This window comes from Mycobacterium conspicuum (genome assembly GCF_010730195.1).
Lineage (GTDB): Bacteria > Actinomycetota > Actinomycetes > Mycobacteriales > Mycobacteriaceae > Mycobacterium > Mycobacterium conspicuum.
Map to the genome: position 1 here is coordinate 5,109,023 of NZ_AP022613.1, position 19,429 is coordinate 5,128,451.

The window sequence follows — 19,429 nt, forward strand, 5'->3', positions numbered from 1 at the left end:
TACTGCCTTGCAGATCGGCCCGATCACGCTCGCCAGCCCCGTCGTGCTGGCACCCATGGCCGGCGTGACCAATGTCGCGTTCCGGACGCTGTGTCGTGAACTCGAACAATCGAAGGTCGGCACCGTCAGCGGCCTATACGTCTGCGAGATGGTGACCGCGCGGGCGCTGGTCGAGCGGCACGCGGTCACGATGCACATGACGACGTTCGGGCCCGACGAGTCGCCGCGCTCGCTGCAGCTCTACACCGTCGACCCCGCCACCACCTATGCGGCCGCCCGGATGATCGCCGACGAAGGCTTGGCCGATCACATCGACATGAATTTCGGCTGTCCGGTGCCCAAGGTCACCAAGCGGGGCGGCGGGGCGGCGCTGCCGTACAAGCGTCGGCTATTCGGCCAGATCGTGGCCGCCGCGGTCCGCGCGACCGAGGGCGCCGGAATACCGGTCACGGTCAAGTTCCGCGTCGGCATCGACGACGAGCACCACACCCATCTGGACGCCGGGCGCATCGCCGAGTCCGAGGGCGCCGCCGCGGTCGCGCTGCACGCCCGCACGGCCGCGCAGCGCTATTCCGGCACCGCCGATTGGGAACAGATCGCCCAGCTCAAGCAGCACGTACGCACCATCCCGGTGCTCGGCAACGGGGACATCTACGACCCCCACGACGCGCTGGCCATGATGGCCACCACCGGGTGCGACGGCGTCGTCATCGGCCGGGGCTGCCTGGGGCGGCCGTGGCTGTTCGCCGAGCTGTCGGCCGCGTTCACCGGCAACCCGCCCCCCACCCCGCCCACCCTCGGCGAGGTGGCCGACATCGTGCGTCGGCACGGCGCGCTGCTGACCGCGCACTTCGGGGAGGACCGCGGGATGCGCGACATCCGCAAGCACATCGCCTGGTACCTGCACGGCTTCCCGGCGGGGTCCGAGTTGCGGCGGGCGCTGGCGCTGGTCAAGACGCTGGACCAGCTCGACGGCCTGCTGAACCAACTCGACGGAGCGGTCCCATTCCCGGAAGCCGCGACCGGGCCGCGCGGTCGGCAGGGTTCACCTGCCCGCGTGGCTCTGCCCGACGGCTGGCTGGCCGACCCGGATGATTGCACGGTGCCGGCCGGAGCCGACGTCATGCATTCGGGTGGCTGAACCGAAACCCTCTCGAAATCGCGATCGCGTCAAGAACTCAGTACGATATGGGCCGTCCGTATGGCTCGTCGCGGAACGGTTGATCCCACCGCACACGAGGGCTACATATACGGCGCGTCCCGCAGTGAGGCGTGGGCACGGACAACACTGACCTTCCGCGAAGAGTTGCGTGAGTATCTCGGAGGCCGCTGAGACATGAGTGACGGCGACAAAGACGCCACTCCCGATCCGCCGCGCGCGTCCGCCCCCTGGGAACGGTTTTCCGCACCGGCCGATCCGCCCGTCGAGGACCGGGCCGGCGAGCGCGGAAGTCACGCCGACGGCGCGCTCAGTGTCGCCGACCTAATCGCGAAAATCGGCGCCCCGACCGCCACCCGGCACAGCCACCATCGTGCTGACGATGAGACTCCCGACCTGCCCATCGACCTGCAAGACACCCAGGTCATCGAGACCCCGGCGTACTCGTTCGAACTCGTCTCCGAGCTCCCCGACCTCGGCGCGGCGCACTACCCCAACGATCTCGATGCCGAGGCGCAGCACCAGCCGACGCGCGAGGCCAAGCGCGGCCGTCGACCGGTGTTGCTGGCCGCGCGCTCGCTGGCGGCAGTGTTCGCCGTGCTGGCGCTGACGCTCACCGGCGGTGCATGGCAGTGGAGTACGTCGACGAACAACCGCCTGAACACGATTAACGCGCTGGATCCGAACTCGCGCGACATCGTCGATCCCAACGGCCAGTACGGCGATGAGGATTTCCTGGTCGTCGGTATGGACTCGCGCGCCGGGGCCAACGCCGACATGGGCGCCGGTGACACCGACGTCGCCGACGGAACACGCTCGGACACCGTGATGCTGGTGAACATCCCGGCGAACCGCAAACGCGTGGTGGTGGTGTCCTTCCCCCGCGACCTGGCGATCACCCCGATGCAATGTGAGGCGTGGAACCCCGAGACCGGGAAGTACGGGCCCATCTACGACCAGAAGACCGGAAAGTTCGGTCCGCGGATGGTCTATACCGAGACCAAGTTGAACTCGACGTTCTCCTTCGGCGGTCCGAAGTGCTTGGTGAAGGAGATCCAGAAGCTTTCCGGCCTGAGCATTAACCGCTTCATCGCCGTAGACTTCGTCGGCTTCGCGCGGATGGTGGAGGCGCTCGGCGGCGTGGAGGTGTGCAGCACCACTCCACTGCGGGACTACGAATTGGGTACGGTGCTCGAACATTCCGGACACCAGGTGATCAACGGGACGACGGCGCTGAACTACGTGCGGGCCCGCCAAGTCACCACCGAGAACAACGGTGACTACGGCCGGATCAAACGCCAGCAATTGTTCCTGTCCTCGCTGCTGCGCTCGCTGATCTCCGAGGACACCCTGCTCAACCCCAACAAGCTCAACAACGTCGTGAACATGTTCATCGGCAACAGCTACGTCGACAACGTCAAGACCAGAGACCTGGTCCAGCTCGGCCAATCCCTGCACGGCGTGGCTGCCGGGCACATCACGTTCGTCACCGTGCCGACGGGCGTGACCGACCAGAACGGCGACGAGCCTCCGCGCACCGCCGACATGAAGGCGCTTTTCGCCGCGATCATCAACGACGATCCGCTGCCGCTCGAAAACGATCACAACGCCCAGAGTTTGGCGACCTCGAAGGCCTCGGGCCCGACGGCCACGCCCACCGGCCCACCGTCCAGCACCAGGAAGCCCCCGGGCGCGACCCCCGACATTCGCCGTGAGCAGCTGACGACAACCTCGCCGGGCGACATCACGGTGCAGGTCTCCAACGGCACCGGTCAAACCGGCCTAGCCGCCACCGCGACCAGCCAGCTCAAGCACAACGGGTTCAACGTGATGACGCCGGACGACTATCCGAATTCGCTGAATGCGACGACGGTGTTCTTCTCGCCCGGCAACGAGCGCGCGGCCGCCACCGTGGCGTCGGCCTTCGCCAACGCAAAGATCGCGCGGGTCAACGGCATTGGACAAACAGTTCAGGTGGTGCTCGGCCCGGATTTCAACTCGGTGACCGCCCCGCCGCCGAGCGGCTCGTCGATCAGTGTGCAGATCGACCGCAGCGCCAGTACCGCCGCCACCAAGCTGCCCGAAGACTTGACCGTCACCAATGCCGCCGACACCAGCTGCGAGTGACTCGGCGGCGGGGACCATCCCGGCCGACTTTCGCCACGGCGAGAACGTAGGCTAGATCACATGCGGGCCGCATACCATGAGCAACTCGCCGAATTATCGGAGCAGCTCGGCGAAATGTGCGGGCTGGCGGGCATGGCCATGGAACGGGCCACCCAAGCCCTGTTGCAGGCCGATCTGGTGCTGGCAGAACAGGTAATCTCCGATCACGAGGAGATTGCGACCCGCAGCGCGCGCGCCGAGGAGAGCGCCTTCGTCTTACTGGCCCTGCAGGCGCCGGTCGCTGGCGACCTCAGGGCGATCGTGAGCGCCATCCAGATGGTGGCCGACATCGATCGGATGGGCGCACTGGCACTGCATGTCGCCAAAATCGCCCGCCGCCGCCACCCCCAGCACGTGCTGCCCGAAGAGGTCAACGGGTACTTTGCCGAAATGGGCAGAGTCGCAGTCGAATTGGGCAATAGCGCGCAAGAGGTGGTGTTCTCCCGCGACCCGGAGAAGGCCGCCCGGATCCGCGAGGAAGACGACGCGATGGACGATCTGCACCGGCATTTGTTCTCGGTGCTGATGGACCGCGAATGGAAGCACGGCGTGGCGGCCGCCGTCGACGTGACGTTGCTCGGCCGGTTCTACGAACGCTTTGCCGACCACGCCGTCGAAGTGGCGCGGCGGGTCATCTTCCAGGCGACCGGCAAGTTCCCCGAGGACGAGACGAGTTCACCCGCGGGTTAGCCGAAGCGCCCGGAGATGTAGTCCTCGGTTGCTTTCTGGCTCGGGTTGGAAAAGATCTTCTCCGTGTCGTCGATCTCGACCAAGCGGCCCGGTTTCCCAACGGCTTCCAGGTTGAAGAACGCGGTCTGGTCGCTGACCCGCGCGGCCTGCTGCATGTTATGGGTGACGATGACGATGGTGTACGCCTGCTTCAATTCACCGATCAGGTCTTCGATGGCCATCGTCGAGATCGGGTCCAGCGACGAACACGGCTCGTCCATCAGCAACACATCGGGTTGCACGGCGATGGCGCGCGCGATACACAACCGCTGCTGCTGCCCGCCGGAGAGCCCCCCGCCGGGCCGGTCCAACCGATCCTTGACCTCGTCCCACAGGTTCGCGCCGCGCAGTGAGATTTCGGCGGTTTCATCGAGCAGCTTGCGGTTGCGCACGCCCTGCAATCGCAGGCCTGCGACCACGTTGTCGCGAATCGACATGGCGGGGAACGGGTTCGGTCGCTGAAAGACCATCCCAACCGCCCGGCGCACGCCGACCGGGTCGATGCCGGGAGCATAGATGTTTTCGTCGTCGAGCAACACGGTGCCTTCCACCCGGGCACCGGGGACGACCTCGTGCATCCGGTTCAAGGTGCGCAGCACGGTCGTCTTGCCGCAGCCCGACGCGCCAATGAACGCCGTAACGCTGCGCGGCAGGATGGACAATGTCACATCCGAAACCGCTTGAAAGGCACCGTAATAGATGTTGACACCCTTGAGATCCAACCGCTTAGCCACTAGTTTCCTGTCTACGACTTTTAGGTCTGCTTGGGAGCGAAGACTTTCACGACCACCCTGGCGCCCACGTTGATGATCGCGATCAGCAGGATCAGCGTCAGCGCGGCACCCCACAACCGATCCGTGGGAATCGGATTGGCGCCGGCGCCCACCGAGGTCTGGTCATACATCATGCCGGGCAGCGACCCCATGAACCCGGTGAAGATGTCGAAGTTGATTGCCTGCGAATAGCCGACCAGGATGAACAGTGGAGCCGTTTCGCCCATCACCCTGGCCAACGCCAGCATCACACCGGTGATGATGCCGGGCAATTCGGTCGGCATGACCACTCGGGCAATGGTTTTCCACTTCGGAATCCCCAACGCGTAACTGGCCTCGCGCAGATCTGCCGGAACGATCCGCAGCATCTCTTCGGTCGCGCGCACGATCACCGGCAGCATCAACAGCACCAGCGCCAGCGACACCGCGAATTGGGAACGGGGCAGCCCGAGCGTCGCCACCCACACCGCGTAAATGAACAACGCGGCGACGATCGAGGGCACACCGGCAAGGATATCCACCACGAAGCTGACTAGCCTGCCGAGCAGGGTGCCGCCGCCGTATTCCACCAGATACACCGCGACCATGAGACCAATCGGGACGGAGATCGCGGCGCATACGCACCCCTGCAGCAGCGTACCGACGATCGCGTGATACGCGCCGCCGCCGGCCACGAACGCCGTCATACCCGCCTGCGAATGTGTCCACCACGCGCTGGACACGATCGCCTTAAACCCCTTCGCGATCACCGAGTACAGGACCAAAACCAAAGGCGCCAAGGCGATCATTGTCGACAGCGCGACCAACAAGGTCGCTACGGTGTTTGCCATTCGACGACGCGAGCCAAGTCCGGAGAGCTTCCGTGGCTTCAGGGGCCGATCCAGGATTGAGGTCATCGGGCGCCCCATCGGACTCCGGTTCCGGAAAGCGCGGCGCGCGCCACCGAATCGACCACAAAGGTGAATAGGAAAAGCACCAGTCCGGCGGCGAGGTAGGCGCCGGCCTTATATATATCGTTGAATTCCGATGCGGTGCCCACGATTTGGGTCGCGAAGGTCGAGCCCCCGTCGAACAACGACCAGCCGAACGCCGTCTGTGTGCCGCGCAGAATGATCAGCAGCGCAACGGTCTCACCCAAGGCTCGGCCCAGACCCAGCATCGCGCCGCTGAAGTATCCGGATTTCCCGAATGGCAGCACGGTCGTCTTGACGACTTCCCATCGGGTGGCACCCAGCGCCAGCGCGGCCTCGATCTGGTCTTGCGGGGTCTGCATAAAGACTTCTCGGGTGACCGCGGTAATGATCGGCAGGATCATCACAGCCAACACGATCCCGCCGGTGAAGATGGTGCCACCGCCGGCCGTCGACGCGTTGCCATCGGCGAACAGAAAGCACCACCCCATGGTGTGGTTGAGCCAGGTTGCGACGGGCCGCAGCTGCGGTGCGAGAACGTACAGCCCCCATACGCCGTAGATGATCGAGGGGACCGCGGCGAGTAGATCGACCACGTACGCCAGCAACCCAGCGATACGCCGCGGTGCGTACTGCGTAATAAATATGGCAACACCCAGGGCGATCGGCATCGCGAGGACCAATGCAAAGGCCGACACCAGCACGGTCACCTGCAACAGATTGAAGATTCCGAATCGCATCGCCGTGGTGTTCGTGGTGACCCACTTGCCGCCGTAGGTGAAAAAATTCACTTGATTGCGCTGCAGCGCGGGTACCGCACGGTACAGCAAGAACGCACCGATCGCGGTGATCAGCACGATCATCAGGACACCGGAGCCCTCCGACAGCCTGCGAAATATGCGATCCCCCAGTCGCGGCCGGCTTGCCCCCCATGGGCTTAGGGGTACCACCGGCGGTTCCCGAAAGCGCGCGGCGACCGCACCCGAACCCGAGTCGGCTGGGTTTGACTTTGTCATTTTGCAGTCACTGGGATCCCGTCACTGTCGCGCTGGACCAAATCGGCTACCGCATTGCGTTGATCGCGCTCACCAAACGCCCCTTGACTTTATCGGGCAACGGAATGTAGCCGACCGATGCGACATCGGTCTGACCGTTATTGGTGGCCACGCTGAGGAAGGACTGCATCGCCGCGGAGGTGTCCGGGTCGTACCCCGCCGAACAGACGAGCTCGTAGGTGGCGGTCACCAACGGGTAGACATGCGGATCCCGGGAGCTATATACCGCGTTCAGATCCAGCACGAGATCGTTGCCGCCGGCCACGAAGTTGACCAGGCCGACAGCATTGCTCGTGGTGTCCTCGGTCAGCGGCACTCCTCCACTGCCGGTGTCGATCCGGGCGAAGGGCAGGTGGGCCTGATCCGCGAAGCCCTTCTCGACATATCCGATTGCTCCCGGCGTGGCGTGCACGGCCTGAGTCACACCGGCTGATTTGACTGCTCCTTCGCCGAAGCCGCCTTGAAACTCGGTGCCGGTCCCCTTGGTCCAGCTCTGTGGTGCGTCGGCGGTCAGATACCGCTGCAGGTTGTCAGTGGTACCAGCGGAATCCGTGCGGTAGATCGGCATGATCCTGGTGTCCGGCAGGGCAACGCCCGGGTTAAGCGCCACGAGCATCGGATCACTCCACGACGTGATCGCGCCGGTGAAGATTTTGGCCAACACGTCGCTGTTGACGACCAAGGTCGCGACGTTAGGCAGGTTATAGACCAATGCGATGGGTCCGAATACCAGTGGCAGGTCCCAGGCCGGGTTCCCGTGACAGCGGTTGGCGGCCAACGCGAGCTGGTCCGCCGCCAAAGGCGTTTCCGACCCGGCGAAATCGACGTGGCCGGCAACGAATTGCGCGCGGCCAGCCCCCGACCCGGTGGGGTTGTACGAGACGTTCTTGCCCGGGCAGGACTGTCCCCACAGGCGGTTGAACAATGCGATCGCGTTCTGTTGAGCGGTCGACCCCTCGGCCGTCAGTGCGGCTTTGCCGCCGCAGGGCACGGCGCCGGCCGGCATTCCCGAAACGGCCGCGGTGGAGGCGGCGCGGTTGTCGTCGCTGCCGCAGGCCGCCAGGACTCCGCTGGACACCGCGAAAGTGGTGATCACCGACACCACTGCGGCCGACGTCCTACCCACGCTGCGCCTCACCTAGCTCACTTTCTCGGCGCAGTCTCGGCGGATTGCCGCAACGTCCTCCTCGCTAGACGAGGTCCTGAACGACGGTTGCCAGCTCACCCGGCAAGTATGCTCCGGCGGCGATCACGAGCACGCCCATCCGGTGAACATGGTGTGAACAGCAGACCGCGGGCAAGTACGCGCGTCGGTCAGGTCTCGGCGCGGGCCGTCGCAGCACGCTGATAGGCGGTGTCGACGCTGAAGGTGGAGAAGCCGAGGCTCTCATAGGTCCGCACCGCGGCGACGTTGTCCGATTCCACGTAGAGCATCACGGTGGGTTCGTCGGCGCGTGCCAGCCGCTGCGCCAACGACGCGATACCCACCGCCGTCAACGCCTGCCCCAGGCCCCGGCCCTGCGCCGAGGGATCGACACCCACGACATACACCTCGCCCAAGCCTGCCTGGTCGGGATGCACCTTCGTCCAGTGGAAGCCCAGCAGCCGCTCGTCTTCGGCGCTCGCGTCGAACGCCATAAACAACCCCGCGGGGTCGAACCACGGTTCGGCGCGGCGCTCCTGCAGCTGGGCCGCGGTCCACCCGCCCTGTTCCGGGTGGTAGGCGAATGCCGCATTGTTGACCCGCAGCAGCTCGGCGTCATCGGTCGTCCCGGCGTAGGTCCGGATCCGCACGCCAGCGGGGATCCGGGGTTCGGGCACCCCGCGCAGCGAGCGCCGCATCTGGACCAGTTTCCGGACCGGGACCAGACCCAACGCGGACGCGGTCGCCTCGGCCGGCGGTAGCGTGCCGTGCGCCCAGAACCGGTTTTGTCCCGCGGTCTTGGCCAAAGCGGCGCGCGCCATCGCCGCGCCGATGCCGCCGCGGCGGGCGTGCGGATGCACCACCAACTCGGCCATGCGGGCATCCGGGTCACTGCTCAGATTGAGATAACCGGCGACTCCGTCGTCTCGTCCCGGATAGCCGACCAGTAGATGCTCGGTGCGTTCGTGGCCGAGTTCGCGCAGCACCTGCTCGCCGACGGGGGCTACCCCGTCGAATTCGGTTGCCGCAGAGATGAGTTCACGCACCTGCCGCTGCTCTTCGGTGGTCAGCGCGGAGCGCCAGACCGGAAGGTTCACTGACTGCGCAAAGGATCGACCAGCGGATCCCGAACCTCGTCGTGGCCGTCGGCTTCGGCGGCTTGGTCGGCTCGGTCGGCTCCTTCATCGTCGGACCCGGAGATCGGCGCTCGGCCGCGTGCCGGGCGGACCGCCTTGTAGCCCACGTTGCGCACCGTGCCGATCAACGCCTCGTGCTCGGGGCCGAGTTTTGCCCGCAGCCGTCGCACGTGCACATCCACCGTTCGGGTGCCGCCGAAGAAGTCATAACCCCACACCTCGTGCAGCAATTGCGCCCGGGTGAATACCCGACCGGCATGCTGGGCCAGGTACTTCAGCAGCTCGAACTCTTTGTAGGTGAGGTCGAGCGGGCGGCCCCGCAACCGCGCCGTGTAGGTGCCTTCGTCGATCACCAGCTCGCCCAGGCTGACCTTGCCCGCGCTCTCCTGGTCGGCCAGCCCGCCGCGGCGACCGACGACCAGCCGCAGCCGTGCGTCGACCTCGGCCGGCCCGGTAAAGGGCAGCAGGATCTCGTCCAGGCCCCAGTCGGCGCTGACCGCCACTAGCCCGCCCTCGCTCACCACCGCCAGGACCGGCACTGAACGCCCCGCCGTGCTCAACAGGCGGCACAGGCCGCGCGCGGACGATAGATCGTGGCGCGCGTCGACCAGCACCGCGTCCGCGGTTCCGGCCTCGAGCAACGAGGACGGCTCCGCCGGGGCCGTCCGGACCGTGTGCGGAAGCAGCGACAATGACGGCAAGACCGGATCGGGATGCAGCTCCGAGGTCAGCAGTAGTAGCTCCAACGACCCCCTCCAGCCTCCGGGGGAATCCCATTCCCCAATTTGCTCACGCCGCGTTGCGTTTGTTACCAGGACATCTAACGATAACTTGCCACCAGGCATTAGGCGCTGTGAGTCGAACAGTGTGAGCCCCGCCACCGGGCATCCGCGACGGACCACTCGCACCGCGGTGGGCCACAATGTGCGGATGCGCAGGGTGCTGATCGGTCTGGTCGCAGCGGTGATCGCCGTGGCCCTCACCGCTGTTGCCGTCGACTACGGAACCAGCATCTACGCCGAATACCGGTTGTCGTGCAACGTCCGCAAAGCGGCACGCCTGGGATCGGACCCGTTCGTCGCCATCCTGGCCTTCCCGTTCATCCCGCAGGCCCTGCGCGGCCGCTACAGCGAATTGGAAATCAAGGCCAACGCCGTCGAGCACGCGGAGGTGGGCAAGGCCACGCTGGAAGCCACCATGTATTCCATCGACCTGGCCTACGCGTCCTGGCTGATCAGGCCCGACGCCAAGCTTCCGGTCCGCAGGCTGGAGAGCCGCATCATCATCGATTCCATGCACCTGGGCCGCTACCTGGGCATCAGCGACCTGATGGTGGAGGCGCCGCCCGCCGAAACGAACAACGCCACCGGCGGCACCACCGAGTCGGGCATCTCCAGCAGCCACGGGCTGGTGTTCAGCGGCACACCGAAGTCGGCCCATTTCGACCACCGCGTGAGCGTCTCGGTGGACCTGGCCATCGCGCCCGATGACCAGGCCACCCTGGTGTTCACTCCGACCGCCGTCCTGACCGGACCCGACACCGCCAACCAGGCCGTCCCCGACGACAAGCGGGACGCGGTGCTGCGCGCGTTTACCGCCAGGCTGCCCAATCAGAGGCTGCCGTTCGGGGTAGCGCCGACCAGTGAGGGCGCGCGCGGCTCCGACGTCATCATCGAAGGCGTCACCGGGGGAGTAAGTATCGCGCTCGACGCGTTCAAGCAGTCGTGACTGCCGTACTGGTCGCGCTCGTCGTCGCGGGGGTGATAGCAGGCCTGCTCGGATGGTGGCTGACCCGCCGCTCCGGAAGCCTCCGGGCGATCGAGCCGGCGGGCCCCGACACCGGCCCCGACACCGGGGACCTAGGTCTTTCCCGCACCGGACCGACCGTCGTGCATTTCAGCGCCCCCTGGTGCGGACCGTGTGACCGGGTCCGCCGAGTGGTCGGCGAGGTGTGCGCGGACCTGGGCGACCCAGGATCTCCTGTCGCTCACGTCGAGATCGACCTGGATGCCAACCCGGCGGCCGCGCGCCGCTTCTCGGTGCTGTCGCTGCCCACCACGTTGATCTTCGACGTCAACGGACAACAGCGGTTCCGCGCCTCCGGCGTCCCCAAATCCGCGGACCTGCGATCGGCCCTGGAACCGCTGTTGGCTTGATCACCGTGTCGTTAGGTAAGCTGTCCGTCGTGTCAACCCGCATCGAGCCTCTGCTCGCCAGCCGCCGCACAGCCGAGCTGTGCCGCATCGCGGGTTGTTGTTGTTGCTGTAGCTGCTGAGTAGCCGCGCGCTTAGCGCAGGCCTCGGAGCAGCTTCGGTCCCTACCGTGGCGTGCCTCCACCCTTCCGTGCAGCAGGAATATCTAGGAGTAGCCCCGTGTCGAGCAGTAACACCGCAACCATCCGACCGGATGTTGTCGACGTTCGGGGACCCAGGTTCACCGCCTGGGTCACCACGGCCGTCTTGGTGATCACGCTGCTGGTGTCGGCGGTCAGCCCGCCGGCGGCCGCTGTCATCTTGGGCTTGCAAGCCGTGGTCTTTGCCGTCGGCGCCGCAGCCGGGCCGCGCCGGCATCCCTATGGCCGGGTGTTCGCCACCCTGGTGGCACCGCGGGTCGGGCCGGTCAAGGAGCGCGAACCGGTGCCGCCCCTGAAGTTCGCCCAACTGGTCGGCCTGCTCTTCGCCGTCGTCGGCACCGCGGGCTTCGCCGGCGGGGCGTTCTTGGTCGGCGTGATCGCCACCGCGGCCGCGCTGGTGGCCGCGTTCCTGAACGCGGCGTTCGGCATCTGCCTGGGCTGTCAGCTCTATCCGCTGGTCGCCCGCTTCCAGCGCGCCCCCGCTTAGAAATTCATCAGAAGCAACCGAAAGGATCCCCACCATGGCACGCTCGGACGTCCTGGTATCCGCCGACTGGGCTGAGAGCAATCTCGACGCCGCCAACGTCGTCTTTGTCGAAGTCGACGAGGACACCAGCGCTTACGACGACGGCCACATCGCCGGCGCGATCAAGCTGGACTGGCGCACTGATTTGCAGGACCCGGTCAAGCGCGACTTCGTCGACGCCCAACAGTTCTCCAAACTGCTGTCCGACAAGGGCGTCGCCAACGACGACACCGTGATTCTCTACGGGGGCAACAACAACTGGTTCGCCGCCTACGCGTACTGGTATTTCAAGCTGTACGGCCATGAAGACGTCAGGCTGCTCGACGGGGGCCGCAAGAAGTGGCTGCTCGACGGCCGCCCGCTGTCCACCGACTCGGTCACCAGGCCCGCGACTTCCTACACCGCGGCCCCGCCGGACAACAGGATCCGCGCGTTCCGCGACGAGGTCATCGCCGCGATCGGCGTCAAAAACCTGGTCGACGTGCGCTCCCCGGACGAGTTCTCCGGCAAGATCCTCGCGCCCGCCCACCTGCCGCAGGAACAGAGCCAGCGGCCCGGGCATATCCCCGGCGCGATCAATGTTCCGTGGAGCAAGGCCGCCAACGAGGACGGCACCTTCAAGTCGAACGAGGAGCTGGCCACGCTGTACGCAAACGCCGGCCTGGACGGCGAGAAAGAAACGATTGCCTATTGCCGAATCGGGGAACGTTCGTCGCACACCTGGTTCGTCCTGCAGGAACTCCTCGGACATCAAAACGTCAAGAACTACGACGGCAGTTGGACGGAATACGGCTCCCTGGTGGGTGCCCCGATCGAGTTGGGAAACTGATATGTGCTCAGGACCTAAGCAAGGACTGACGTTGCCCGCCAGCGTGGACCTGGAGAAGGAAACGGTGATCACCGGCCGGGTGGTGGACCGCGACGGCGAGGCCGTGGGGGGCGCGTTCGTCCGGCTGCTCGACTCGTCCGACGAGTTCACCGCGGAGGTCGTCGCGTCGGCCACCGGTGACTTTCGGTTCTTCGCCGCACCGGGGTCGTGGACGCTGCGCGCGTTGTCGGCGTCCGGCAACGGCGATGCGGTCGTGGCGCCTTCGGGTGCGGGCATCCACGAGGTCGACGTCAAGATCGCCTGACCCGCCAGCCGCCACCGGCGACCGAAGGCGAATAGACTTGCTGCCGTGGTGCTCTTCTTCGAGATCATGCTGGTCGTGTCGGTGGTGGTCATCTCGTGGTTTGCGCTGTACACGCTCTACAGGCTCATCACCGACGAATCGTGAGCTCTGAAACCGAAGACTCTGGCGACCGTGCGATGGCTGCCGCCGCCGAGCGGGCCAAGGTGACCGCGGGACGTAATATCCCGGCGTTCGACGATCTTCCAGTTCCCGCCGACACCGCGAACCTGCGCGAGGGCGCCAACCTCAACGACGCGCTGCTCGCGTTGCTGCCCCTGGTCGGCGTGTGGCGTGGCGAAGGCGAAGGCCGCGGCGCCGACGGCGACTACCGGTTCGGCCAGCAGATCGTGGTCTCGCACGACGGCAGCGACTACCTGAATTGGGAAGCCCGGTCCTGGCGACTCAGCGACACCGGCGACTACCGGCAACCCGGCCTGCGCGAGGCCGGCTTTTGGCGGTTCGTCAACGATCCGGACGATCCCACCGAGTCTCAGGCGATCGAGTTGCTGTTGGCGCACTCGGCCGGCTACGTCGAATTGTTCTATGGCCGGCCACGCACCCAGTCGTCGTGGGAGTTGGTCACGGATGCCTTGGCGCGCAGCAGATCTGGCGTGTTGGTCGGTGGCGCCAAGCGGCTCTACGGCATCGTGGAGGGCGATTTGGCCTACGTGGAGGAGCGCGTCGACGCCGACGGCGGGCTGGTGCCGCATCTGTCGGCGCGGCTGTCTCGATTCGCCGGCTAGCGGCGGGGTTTTCGCGCCGAGGCCCGTGACATGGAACGGCCCCCGAGCGTGGCTCCTGGTCGGACAAAACCGGAAGCTCGGGGGCCGGGTGGCTACGGGGAATTCGCCAGCGCACAATCGCTAGCTCTTCCGAGCCGGTGCAGCTAGCGCGTAGCCACCTCACATGTCCATGAAGCTAACAATTTCGCGGACCACCTCCTTCCTTGTGTACGGCCGAAAGTACCCGCAGTCACGCCGCATCACAACCGGATTACCCGCGCCCGTCGAGGCTCAGCGGTCGCTGACGATCGCTGCGTCGACCAGTTCGGCGAATTCCTTGGCGATTGGCGAGCGAGGCAGTCGCCGTCCGTCGAGGGTGTGTACGCGGGCGGCCAGCGTCATGCTCGAGACCAGCCAGATCCCTTGCGCGTCATAAAGATCGGCGACGCGCAAGGCGCGGTAGTCGCAGTCGTAGCCCTTGGTGCGGGCCACCTCGAAGAGCGCCTGTTGGGTGGTTCCGCGCAATATCGGATACCAGGGTGGCGGCGTCAGCAGGCAGAGATCGCTGTCGGCGTCGTGCGAGTCGGTGGCGATCACCACCGTCGAGCGTGGGCCCTCCAGAACGTAGCCGTCCGAGCTGACAAAGATGACGTCGCCGGCGCCGTGTCGCGCGGCGTGCCGCAGCGCGGCCATGTTGACCGCATACGACAGCGTCTTGGCGCCGGCCAGCAGCCAGGGCATCGCGTCCGCCCCGACGGCGGGCAGCCCGCGATCCAGCGTCACCGCCGCCAGTCCGTCTCGGCGGACCGCGGCGACGCGCTCGGGCACCGGGGTGACCATCACGTATGCCGTTGGCGCCGAGCCGCTTTCGCGCCCGCGACTGTAGATCAACCGCAGCGCGCCTTCGTCGCCGCTGCCCTCACACCACTGTTTCGCGGCCACTTCGATCGCGCGCCGCCAACTGGGCAGGTCCGGGGCGGGCAGCTCCATCGCCTTGGCCGACTGGGTCAGCCGCTGTAGGTGCGGCTCGACCAGACACGCCCCGCCGTCGCGAACCAACAGCGTCTCGAAGATGCCGTCGCCGCGAACCACGGCAAGGTCATCGGGGTGCACCAGCGGTGTCCCCGGCTCGTGTATGTCACCGTCCAGCGTGACGATCACCGTCGTCTGCGCAGCCATGGACGAGAAGCCTAGCCGCGCGGTCCGTAGAGTTGAGCTGTGAACCCCCACGCCGTCCCTGCACCTGAATCCGGACCCGACGCGGGTGCGATCTGGCATTTCGGCGACCCGCTGGGCGAGCAGCGCGCAGCCGAAACCGACGCGGTGCTGGTGGATCGTTCGTACCGCGCGGCGCTCACGCTCAGCGGCAACGACCGTCAGAGCTGGCTGCACAGCCTCTCCACTCAGCACGTCAGCGAGCTGCCCGAAGGCGCCAGCACGCAGAACCTCAGCCTCGACGGTCAGGGCCGGGTGGAAGACCACTGGATCCAAACCGAGCTGGGTGGCGCCACCCACCTCGACACCGAACCTTGGCGTGGTGAACCGCTGTTGGAATACCTGCGCAAGATGGTGTTCTGGGCCGACGTGGCCCCGAGCGCCGCCGACACCGCGGTGCTGTCCCTGCTGGGTCCGCGATTGGCGGACCGGGCGGTGCTCGATGCGTTGGGCCTGGATGCGCTGCCGACCGAGGCGACGGCGGTTCCGGTCGCCGGGGGCTTCCTCCGCCGGGCGCCCGGAGCCCGCGCCGGCCAACTGGAACTGGATTTGCTGGTGCCGCGCGCCGACTCGCCGGGATGGCGGGACCGATTGGCGCGGGCGGGCGTGCGGCCGGCCGGCGTGTGGGCCTATGAGGCGCACCGGGTGGCGGCGCTGCGCCCGCGGCTCGGCGTCGACACCGATGAGCGCACGATTCCGCACGAAGTCGGGTGGATCGGTGGGGCCGTCCACCTCGACAAAGGCTGCTACCGGGGGCAGGAGACGGTCGCGCGGGTGCACAACCTCGGTCGGCCGCCGCGCATGCTGGTGTTGCTGCACCTCGACGGCTCGGTGGAGCAGCCCTCGACCGGCGATGCGGTGCTGGCCGGCGGGCGTACCGTCGGACGCCTCGGGACCGTCGTCGAGCACGTGGACTTCGGGCCGATCGCGCTGGCGCTGCTCAAGCGCGGCCTGACGGCGGACACCGGCCTGGTAACGGGTCCGGAAGGCCAAGTTCCGGCGGCGATCGACGCCGACTCGCTGCCGCCCACCGACGAGGTCGGCGCGGGACGGCTGGCCGTCGAACGGCTGCGCGGACGTTAGCGTGGCTAGCTTCGCCGCGCTTTCGGCTCATAAGTTGTCCGTCACAGCGGCGGGGGGCGCCGACGCCCCGCCGCGAAGCACGGTAAACTGTCGGCAGGACAATAAACGACACCAAGAGATCGGAGCCGCCTACTCGTAGGCCGCTCCGTTATTGCGCGAGGGGGTCCCCCCATGGGCCGCGGCCGGGCAAAGGCAAAGCAGACCAAGGTTGCTCGGGAGCTTAAATACAGCTCTCCGCAGACCGACTTTCAGCGGCTTCAGCAGGAGCTGTCGGGTACGAGCGCCGACGACTCCGACGGGCTGGACGGTGAATACACCCCCGACGACTCTTGGAGCGATCAGGACGGCTGGCGCCGCCGCTAGCGTCTCCCACTCCCCGTGCCGATGCGCCTCGCATCGGCACGGTGCGCGTTGCGCCCAGCCTCGGTTTCTAGAATCTCGGGTGCTGCCCGACGAGCTTGGCTCGCGGAGCGTCCTTGCCGCCCTTGCGGACGGTTCCCAACACCCACGGGTCCAGGTGTCGCGCCATCAGTAGGGCCTCGGCCCGGACTTGGTCTTCGGGCGCGACGATGGCGACCATCCCGACGCCCATGTTGAACGTCTTCTCCATCTCCTCGCGCGTCACGCGGCCGCGCTGTTCGATCATTTTGAACACCGGGGCGGGTGTCCAGGTGCCGCGGTCGATCTCGGCCGTCAATCCGTGCGGGATGACCCGTTGCAGATTGCCGGCCAAACCGCCGCCGGTGATGTGGCAGAAGGTGCGGACCTGGGTCTCCGCGGCCAACGCGAGGCAGTCCTTGGCATAGATGCGGGTGGGTTCCAACAGTTCCTCGCCCAGCGTGCGTTCGAATTCCTCCACATAGCCGGCCAGGTTCATCCGGTCGATCTCCAGCAGGACCTTGCGCGCCAGCGAGTACCCGTTGGAATGCAGGCCGGACGAGCGCATCGCGATGATGACGTCGTCCGGTTTCACCCGGTCGGGGCCCAGCACGTCGTCGGCCTCCACCACACCGACGCCGGTGGCCGACAGGTCGTAGTGGTCGGGCTCCATCAGGCCGGGGTGCTCGGCCGTCTCACCGCCGAGCAGCGCGCAGCCCGCCCGCACGCAGCCCTCAGCGATGCCGCCGACGATCGCGCTCAGGCGCTCGGGCACGGTGCGGCCGACCGCGATGTAGTCCTGCAGGAACAGTGGCTCGGCGCCGCACACGACCAGATCGTCGACCACCATCGCCACCAGGTCCAGGCCGACGGTGTCGTGCTTGTCCATCGCCTGAGCGACCGCCAACTTGGTGCCGACCCCATCGGTGGACGCGGCGAGCAACGGTTCGCGGTAGCCGCCGCGCAGCGCGAACAAGCCGGCGAATCCGCCCAATCCGCCCCGCACCTCCGGTCGGGTGGCCTTGGTCGCCAACGGCTTGAACAAGTCGACGGCGCGGTCGCCTGCGTCAATATCCACCCCGGCGGACGCATACGTGATGCCCAGCGCGCCCAGCTCGTTTCCGTGGGATTTTCCCGAGTCCGTCATCGCGATAAAGGCTACCGGGCGGCGCTCACGGCCGGAATCAGTTGCCCAACCTGGTCAAAGGTAGCGGCGTCAGCGACCAACGGGGACTTCTGGGAAATCCTGGCCGGCCAGATCGCCCAGTTCGGACCCCCGGGCGGCAGTGGCGAGCATGTGCTCGACGACGTTCTTGCCCAGCACGGTCTCGCTGGGCAGCTCGATCGGGTACTTGCCGTCGAAGCATGCGGTACACAGCCGCGAAGCGGGTTGCTCGGAGGCGGCGACCAGGCCCCGCAGCGAGATGTAACCCAGCGTGTCGGCGCCGATGGCATGCCGCACCGCCTCGAGCATCTCCTCTTTGTCTTCGACCGCGTTGGCGATCAGCTCGGCCGGCGACGGAAAGTCGATGCCGTAGAAGCACGGCCACTTCACCGGCGGTGAGGCGATGCGCACGTGCACTTCCAGAGCGCCGGCCTCGCGCAGCATCCGCAGCAGCGCCCGCTGGGTGTTGCCCCGCACGATCGAGTCGTCGACGACGATCAGCCGCTTGCCCCGGATCACCTCTTTGAGGGGGTTGAGTTTCAACCGGATACCGAGCTGGCGGATCGTCTGCGACGGCTGGATGAAGGTCCGCCCGACGTAGGCGTTCTTCATCAGTCCCTGCCCATACGGGATGCCGGACTCCTGCGCGTAACCCACGGCGGCGGGGGTGCCCGACTCCGGAACGCCGATCACCAGGTCGGCCTCGACGGGGCATTCGCGGGCCAGTCGACGACCGATCTCCACCCGGGTGGCGTGCACAGAACGGCCGGCGAGCGTGCTGTCGGGCCGCGCCAGGTACACGTATTCGAAGACGCATCCCTTGGGCGTGGGGTTCGCGAACCGGGTGGAGCGCACACCGTCGGCGTCGATCGCCAGCAGTTCGCCGGGTTCGATGTCGCGGACGAAGGAGGCGCCGACGATGTCGAGCGCGGCCGTCTCCGACGCCACCACCCAGCCACGGTCCAGCCGCCCGAGCGACAGCGGCCGCACCCCGTGCGGGTCGCGGCACGCGTAGAGGGTGTTCTCGTCCATGAACGTCAGGCAGAACGCGCCGCGCACGGTCGGCAGCAGCTCCAGCGCCGCCTGCTCCAGCGTGGAATCGGCCGCGCCGTGGGCCAGTAGCGCGCCCAGGATGTCGGAGTCCGTGGTCGCCGGGGCCGGCGCGCGTGTGGCGATCAACCCTGCTTCGCGGGCGCGCGCGGCAAGGGCGGCGGTGTTGACCAGATTCCCGTTGTGCCCCAACGCAACTCCGGTGCCGGCCGCGGTGTTGCGGAACACCGGCTGGGCGTTTTCCCAGGTGGTATCGCCGGTGGTGGAGTAGCGGCAGTGGCCGATGGCGACGTGGCCCTCCATCGCCGCCAACGTCTGTTCGTCGAACACCTGGCTGACCAGTCCGAGGTCTTTGAACACCAACACCTGGGAGCCGTCGGCGACCGCGATCCCCGCGGCTTCCTGCCCGCGGTGCTGCAATGCGTAGAGGCCGTAGTAGGTGAGTTTGGCGACTTGTTCGCCCGGGGCCCAGACGCCGAATACGCCACACTCTTCGCGGGGTGAGTTCAGGTCCTGCTCGGGTGCTGCGTTTTCCTGTAAGGGTTCCTGGACGGTCACGGTTCGGCGGCTCCCCGGGGAACGGATGGTGACCTTCAGGAGTCTACGGGCACAACGTTGCCGCCGCCGAATCGACCGGGCGTGTCGAGGGGCGAAATATTTACTTCATCACCCTAAACCTGCAGTTCAGGGTT

The 19,429-nt window shown here is 66.8% G+C and carries 20 protein-coding genes; 11 read left to right on the forward strand and 9 right to left on the reverse strand.

The features are described 5' to 3' along the window. Positions 1-7 precede the first annotated feature (7 nt). The 3 genes from dusB (at position 8) to phoU (ending at position 4,015) form a co-directional block, all read left to right on the forward strand. Positions 8-1,141, forward strand: coding sequence for a tRNA dihydrouridine synthase DusB (dusB, locus tag G6N66_RS23370; RefSeq protein WP_085234672.1), 1,134 nt, complete (start codon positions 8-10; stop codon positions 1,139-1,141). Positions 1,142-1,336: 195 nt separating this feature from the next. Further along, complete coding sequence (locus G6N66_RS23375) at positions 1,337-3,286, forward strand: LCP family protein (protein WP_085234673.1); 1,950 nt, start codon at positions 1,337-1,339, stop codon at positions 3,284-3,286. Between the two features lie 60 nt (positions 3,287-3,346). Beyond that, positions 3,347-4,015, forward strand: coding sequence for a phosphate signaling complex protein PhoU (phoU, locus tag G6N66_RS23380; protein ID WP_085234674.1), 669 nt, complete (start codon positions 3,347-3,349; stop codon positions 4,013-4,015). Here the strand turns inward: phoU and pstB are convergent. The 6 genes from pstB to G6N66_RS23410 form a co-directional block, all read right to left on the reverse strand. Next, the gene (gene pstB / locus G6N66_RS23385; protein ID WP_163645907.1) at positions 4,012-4,788 is read right to left on the reverse strand and encodes a phosphate ABC transporter ATP-binding protein PstB; all 777 of its coding nucleotides are present in this window, start codon (positions 4,786-4,788) and stop codon (positions 4,012-4,014) included. The two genes, phoU and pstB, sit on opposite strands and share 4 nt — an antisense overlap. 20 nt (positions 4,789-4,808) lie before the next feature. Continuing rightward, on the reverse strand, positions 4,809-5,723 hold the full coding sequence (gene pstA, locus G6N66_RS23390; RefSeq protein ID WP_085234849.1) for a phosphate ABC transporter permease PstA: 915 nt from the start codon (positions 5,721-5,723) through the stop codon (positions 4,809-4,811). Next, positions 5,720-6,754, reverse strand: a complete 1,035-nt coding sequence (gene pstC / locus G6N66_RS23395) for a phosphate ABC transporter permease subunit PstC (RefSeq protein WP_085234676.1) — start codon at positions 6,752-6,754, stop codon at positions 5,720-5,722. Before pstC ends, pstA begins: the two co-directional genes overlap by 4 nt. Positions 6,755-6,800: 46 nt before the next feature. Next, positions 6,801-7,898, reverse strand: a complete 1,098-nt coding sequence (pstS, locus tag G6N66_RS23400) for a phosphate ABC transporter substrate-binding protein PstS (RefSeq protein WP_232079552.1) — start codon at positions 7,896-7,898, stop codon at positions 6,801-6,803. Between the two features lie 209 nt (positions 7,899-8,107). Then, a complete protein-coding gene (mshD, locus tag G6N66_RS23405; RefSeq protein WP_085234677.1) occupies positions 8,108-9,034 on the reverse strand; it encodes a mycothiol synthase in 927 nt (308 codons plus the stop codon). Continuing rightward, the gene (locus G6N66_RS23410) at positions 9,031-9,819 is read right to left on the reverse strand and encodes a winged helix-turn-helix transcriptional regulator (RefSeq protein WP_085234678.1); all 789 of its coding nucleotides are present in this window, start codon (positions 9,817-9,819) and stop codon (positions 9,031-9,033) included. The genes mshD and G6N66_RS23410 overlap by 4 nt, the downstream gene beginning before the upstream one ends. Before the next feature lie 184 nt (positions 9,820-10,003). Between G6N66_RS23410 and lmeA the strand changes: the two genes are divergently transcribed. The 6 genes from lmeA (at position 10,004) to G6N66_RS23440 (ending at position 13,867) form a co-directional block, all read left to right on the forward strand. After that, positions 10,004-10,801, forward strand: a complete 798-nt coding sequence (lmeA, locus tag G6N66_RS23415; protein ID WP_276013800.1) for a mannan chain length control protein LmeA — start codon at positions 10,004-10,006, stop codon at positions 10,799-10,801. After that, on the forward strand, positions 10,798-11,229 hold the full coding sequence (locus G6N66_RS23420; RefSeq protein ID WP_085234679.1) for a thioredoxin family protein: 432 nt from the start codon (positions 10,798-10,800) through the stop codon (positions 11,227-11,229). Before lmeA ends, G6N66_RS23420 begins: the two co-directional genes overlap by 4 nt. Positions 11,230-11,445: 216 nt before the next feature. Next, positions 11,446-11,913, forward strand: a complete 468-nt coding sequence (locus G6N66_RS23425) for a DUF4395 domain-containing protein (RefSeq protein ID WP_085234680.1) — start codon at positions 11,446-11,448, stop codon at positions 11,911-11,913. Positions 11,914-11,947: 34 nt separating this feature from the next. After that, a complete protein-coding gene (locus G6N66_RS23430; protein ID WP_085234681.1) occupies positions 11,948-12,781 on the forward strand; it encodes a sulfurtransferase in 834 nt (277 codons plus the stop codon). A gap of 1 nt (position 12,782) precedes the next feature. Continuing rightward, entirely contained in the window at positions 12,783-13,085 is a 303-nt protein-coding gene (locus G6N66_RS23435; protein WP_085234682.1) for a DUF1416 domain-containing protein, read from the forward strand. Positions 13,086-13,261: 176 nt separating this feature from the next. After that, positions 13,262-13,867, forward strand: a complete 606-nt coding sequence (locus tag G6N66_RS23440) for an FABP family protein (RefSeq protein ID WP_085234683.1) — start codon at positions 13,262-13,264, stop codon at positions 13,865-13,867. A gap of 270 nt (positions 13,868-14,137) precedes the next feature. Here the strand turns inward: G6N66_RS23440 and G6N66_RS23445 are convergent, their stop codons facing one another. Continuing rightward, positions 14,138-15,007, reverse strand: coding sequence for an aminodeoxychorismate lyase (locus G6N66_RS23445; RefSeq protein ID WP_139825378.1), 870 nt, complete (start codon positions 15,005-15,007; stop codon positions 14,138-14,140). A gap of 57 nt (positions 15,008-15,064) precedes the next feature. Here G6N66_RS23445 and ygfZ point away from each other — a divergent pair, with 57 nt between their 5' ends. Continuing rightward, positions 15,065-16,144, forward strand: a complete 1,080-nt coding sequence (gene ygfZ, locus G6N66_RS23450; RefSeq protein ID WP_085234685.1) for a CAF17-like 4Fe-4S cluster assembly/insertion protein YgfZ — start codon at positions 15,065-15,067, stop codon at positions 16,142-16,144. Between the two features lie 171 nt (positions 16,145-16,315). After that, on the forward strand, positions 16,316-16,507 hold the full coding sequence (locus tag G6N66_RS23455; protein ID WP_085234686.1) for a DUF3073 domain-containing protein: 192 nt from the start codon (positions 16,316-16,318) through the stop codon (positions 16,505-16,507). Positions 16,508-16,574: 67 nt separating this feature from the next. Here the strand turns inward: G6N66_RS23455 and purM are convergent, their stop codons facing one another. Beyond that, positions 16,575-17,669: a phosphoribosylformylglycinamidine cyclo-ligase gene (gene purM, locus G6N66_RS23460; RefSeq protein ID WP_085234687.1), complete on the reverse strand. Its 1,095-nt coding sequence runs from the start codon at positions 17,667-17,669 to the stop codon at positions 16,575-16,577. A 69-nt stretch (positions 17,670-17,738) separates the two neighbouring features. Beyond that, positions 17,739-19,295: an amidophosphoribosyltransferase gene (gene purF, locus G6N66_RS23465; protein WP_085234688.1), complete on the reverse strand. Its 1,557-nt coding sequence runs from the start codon at positions 19,293-19,295 to the stop codon at positions 17,739-17,741. Positions 19,296-19,429: the final 134 nt, after the last annotated feature.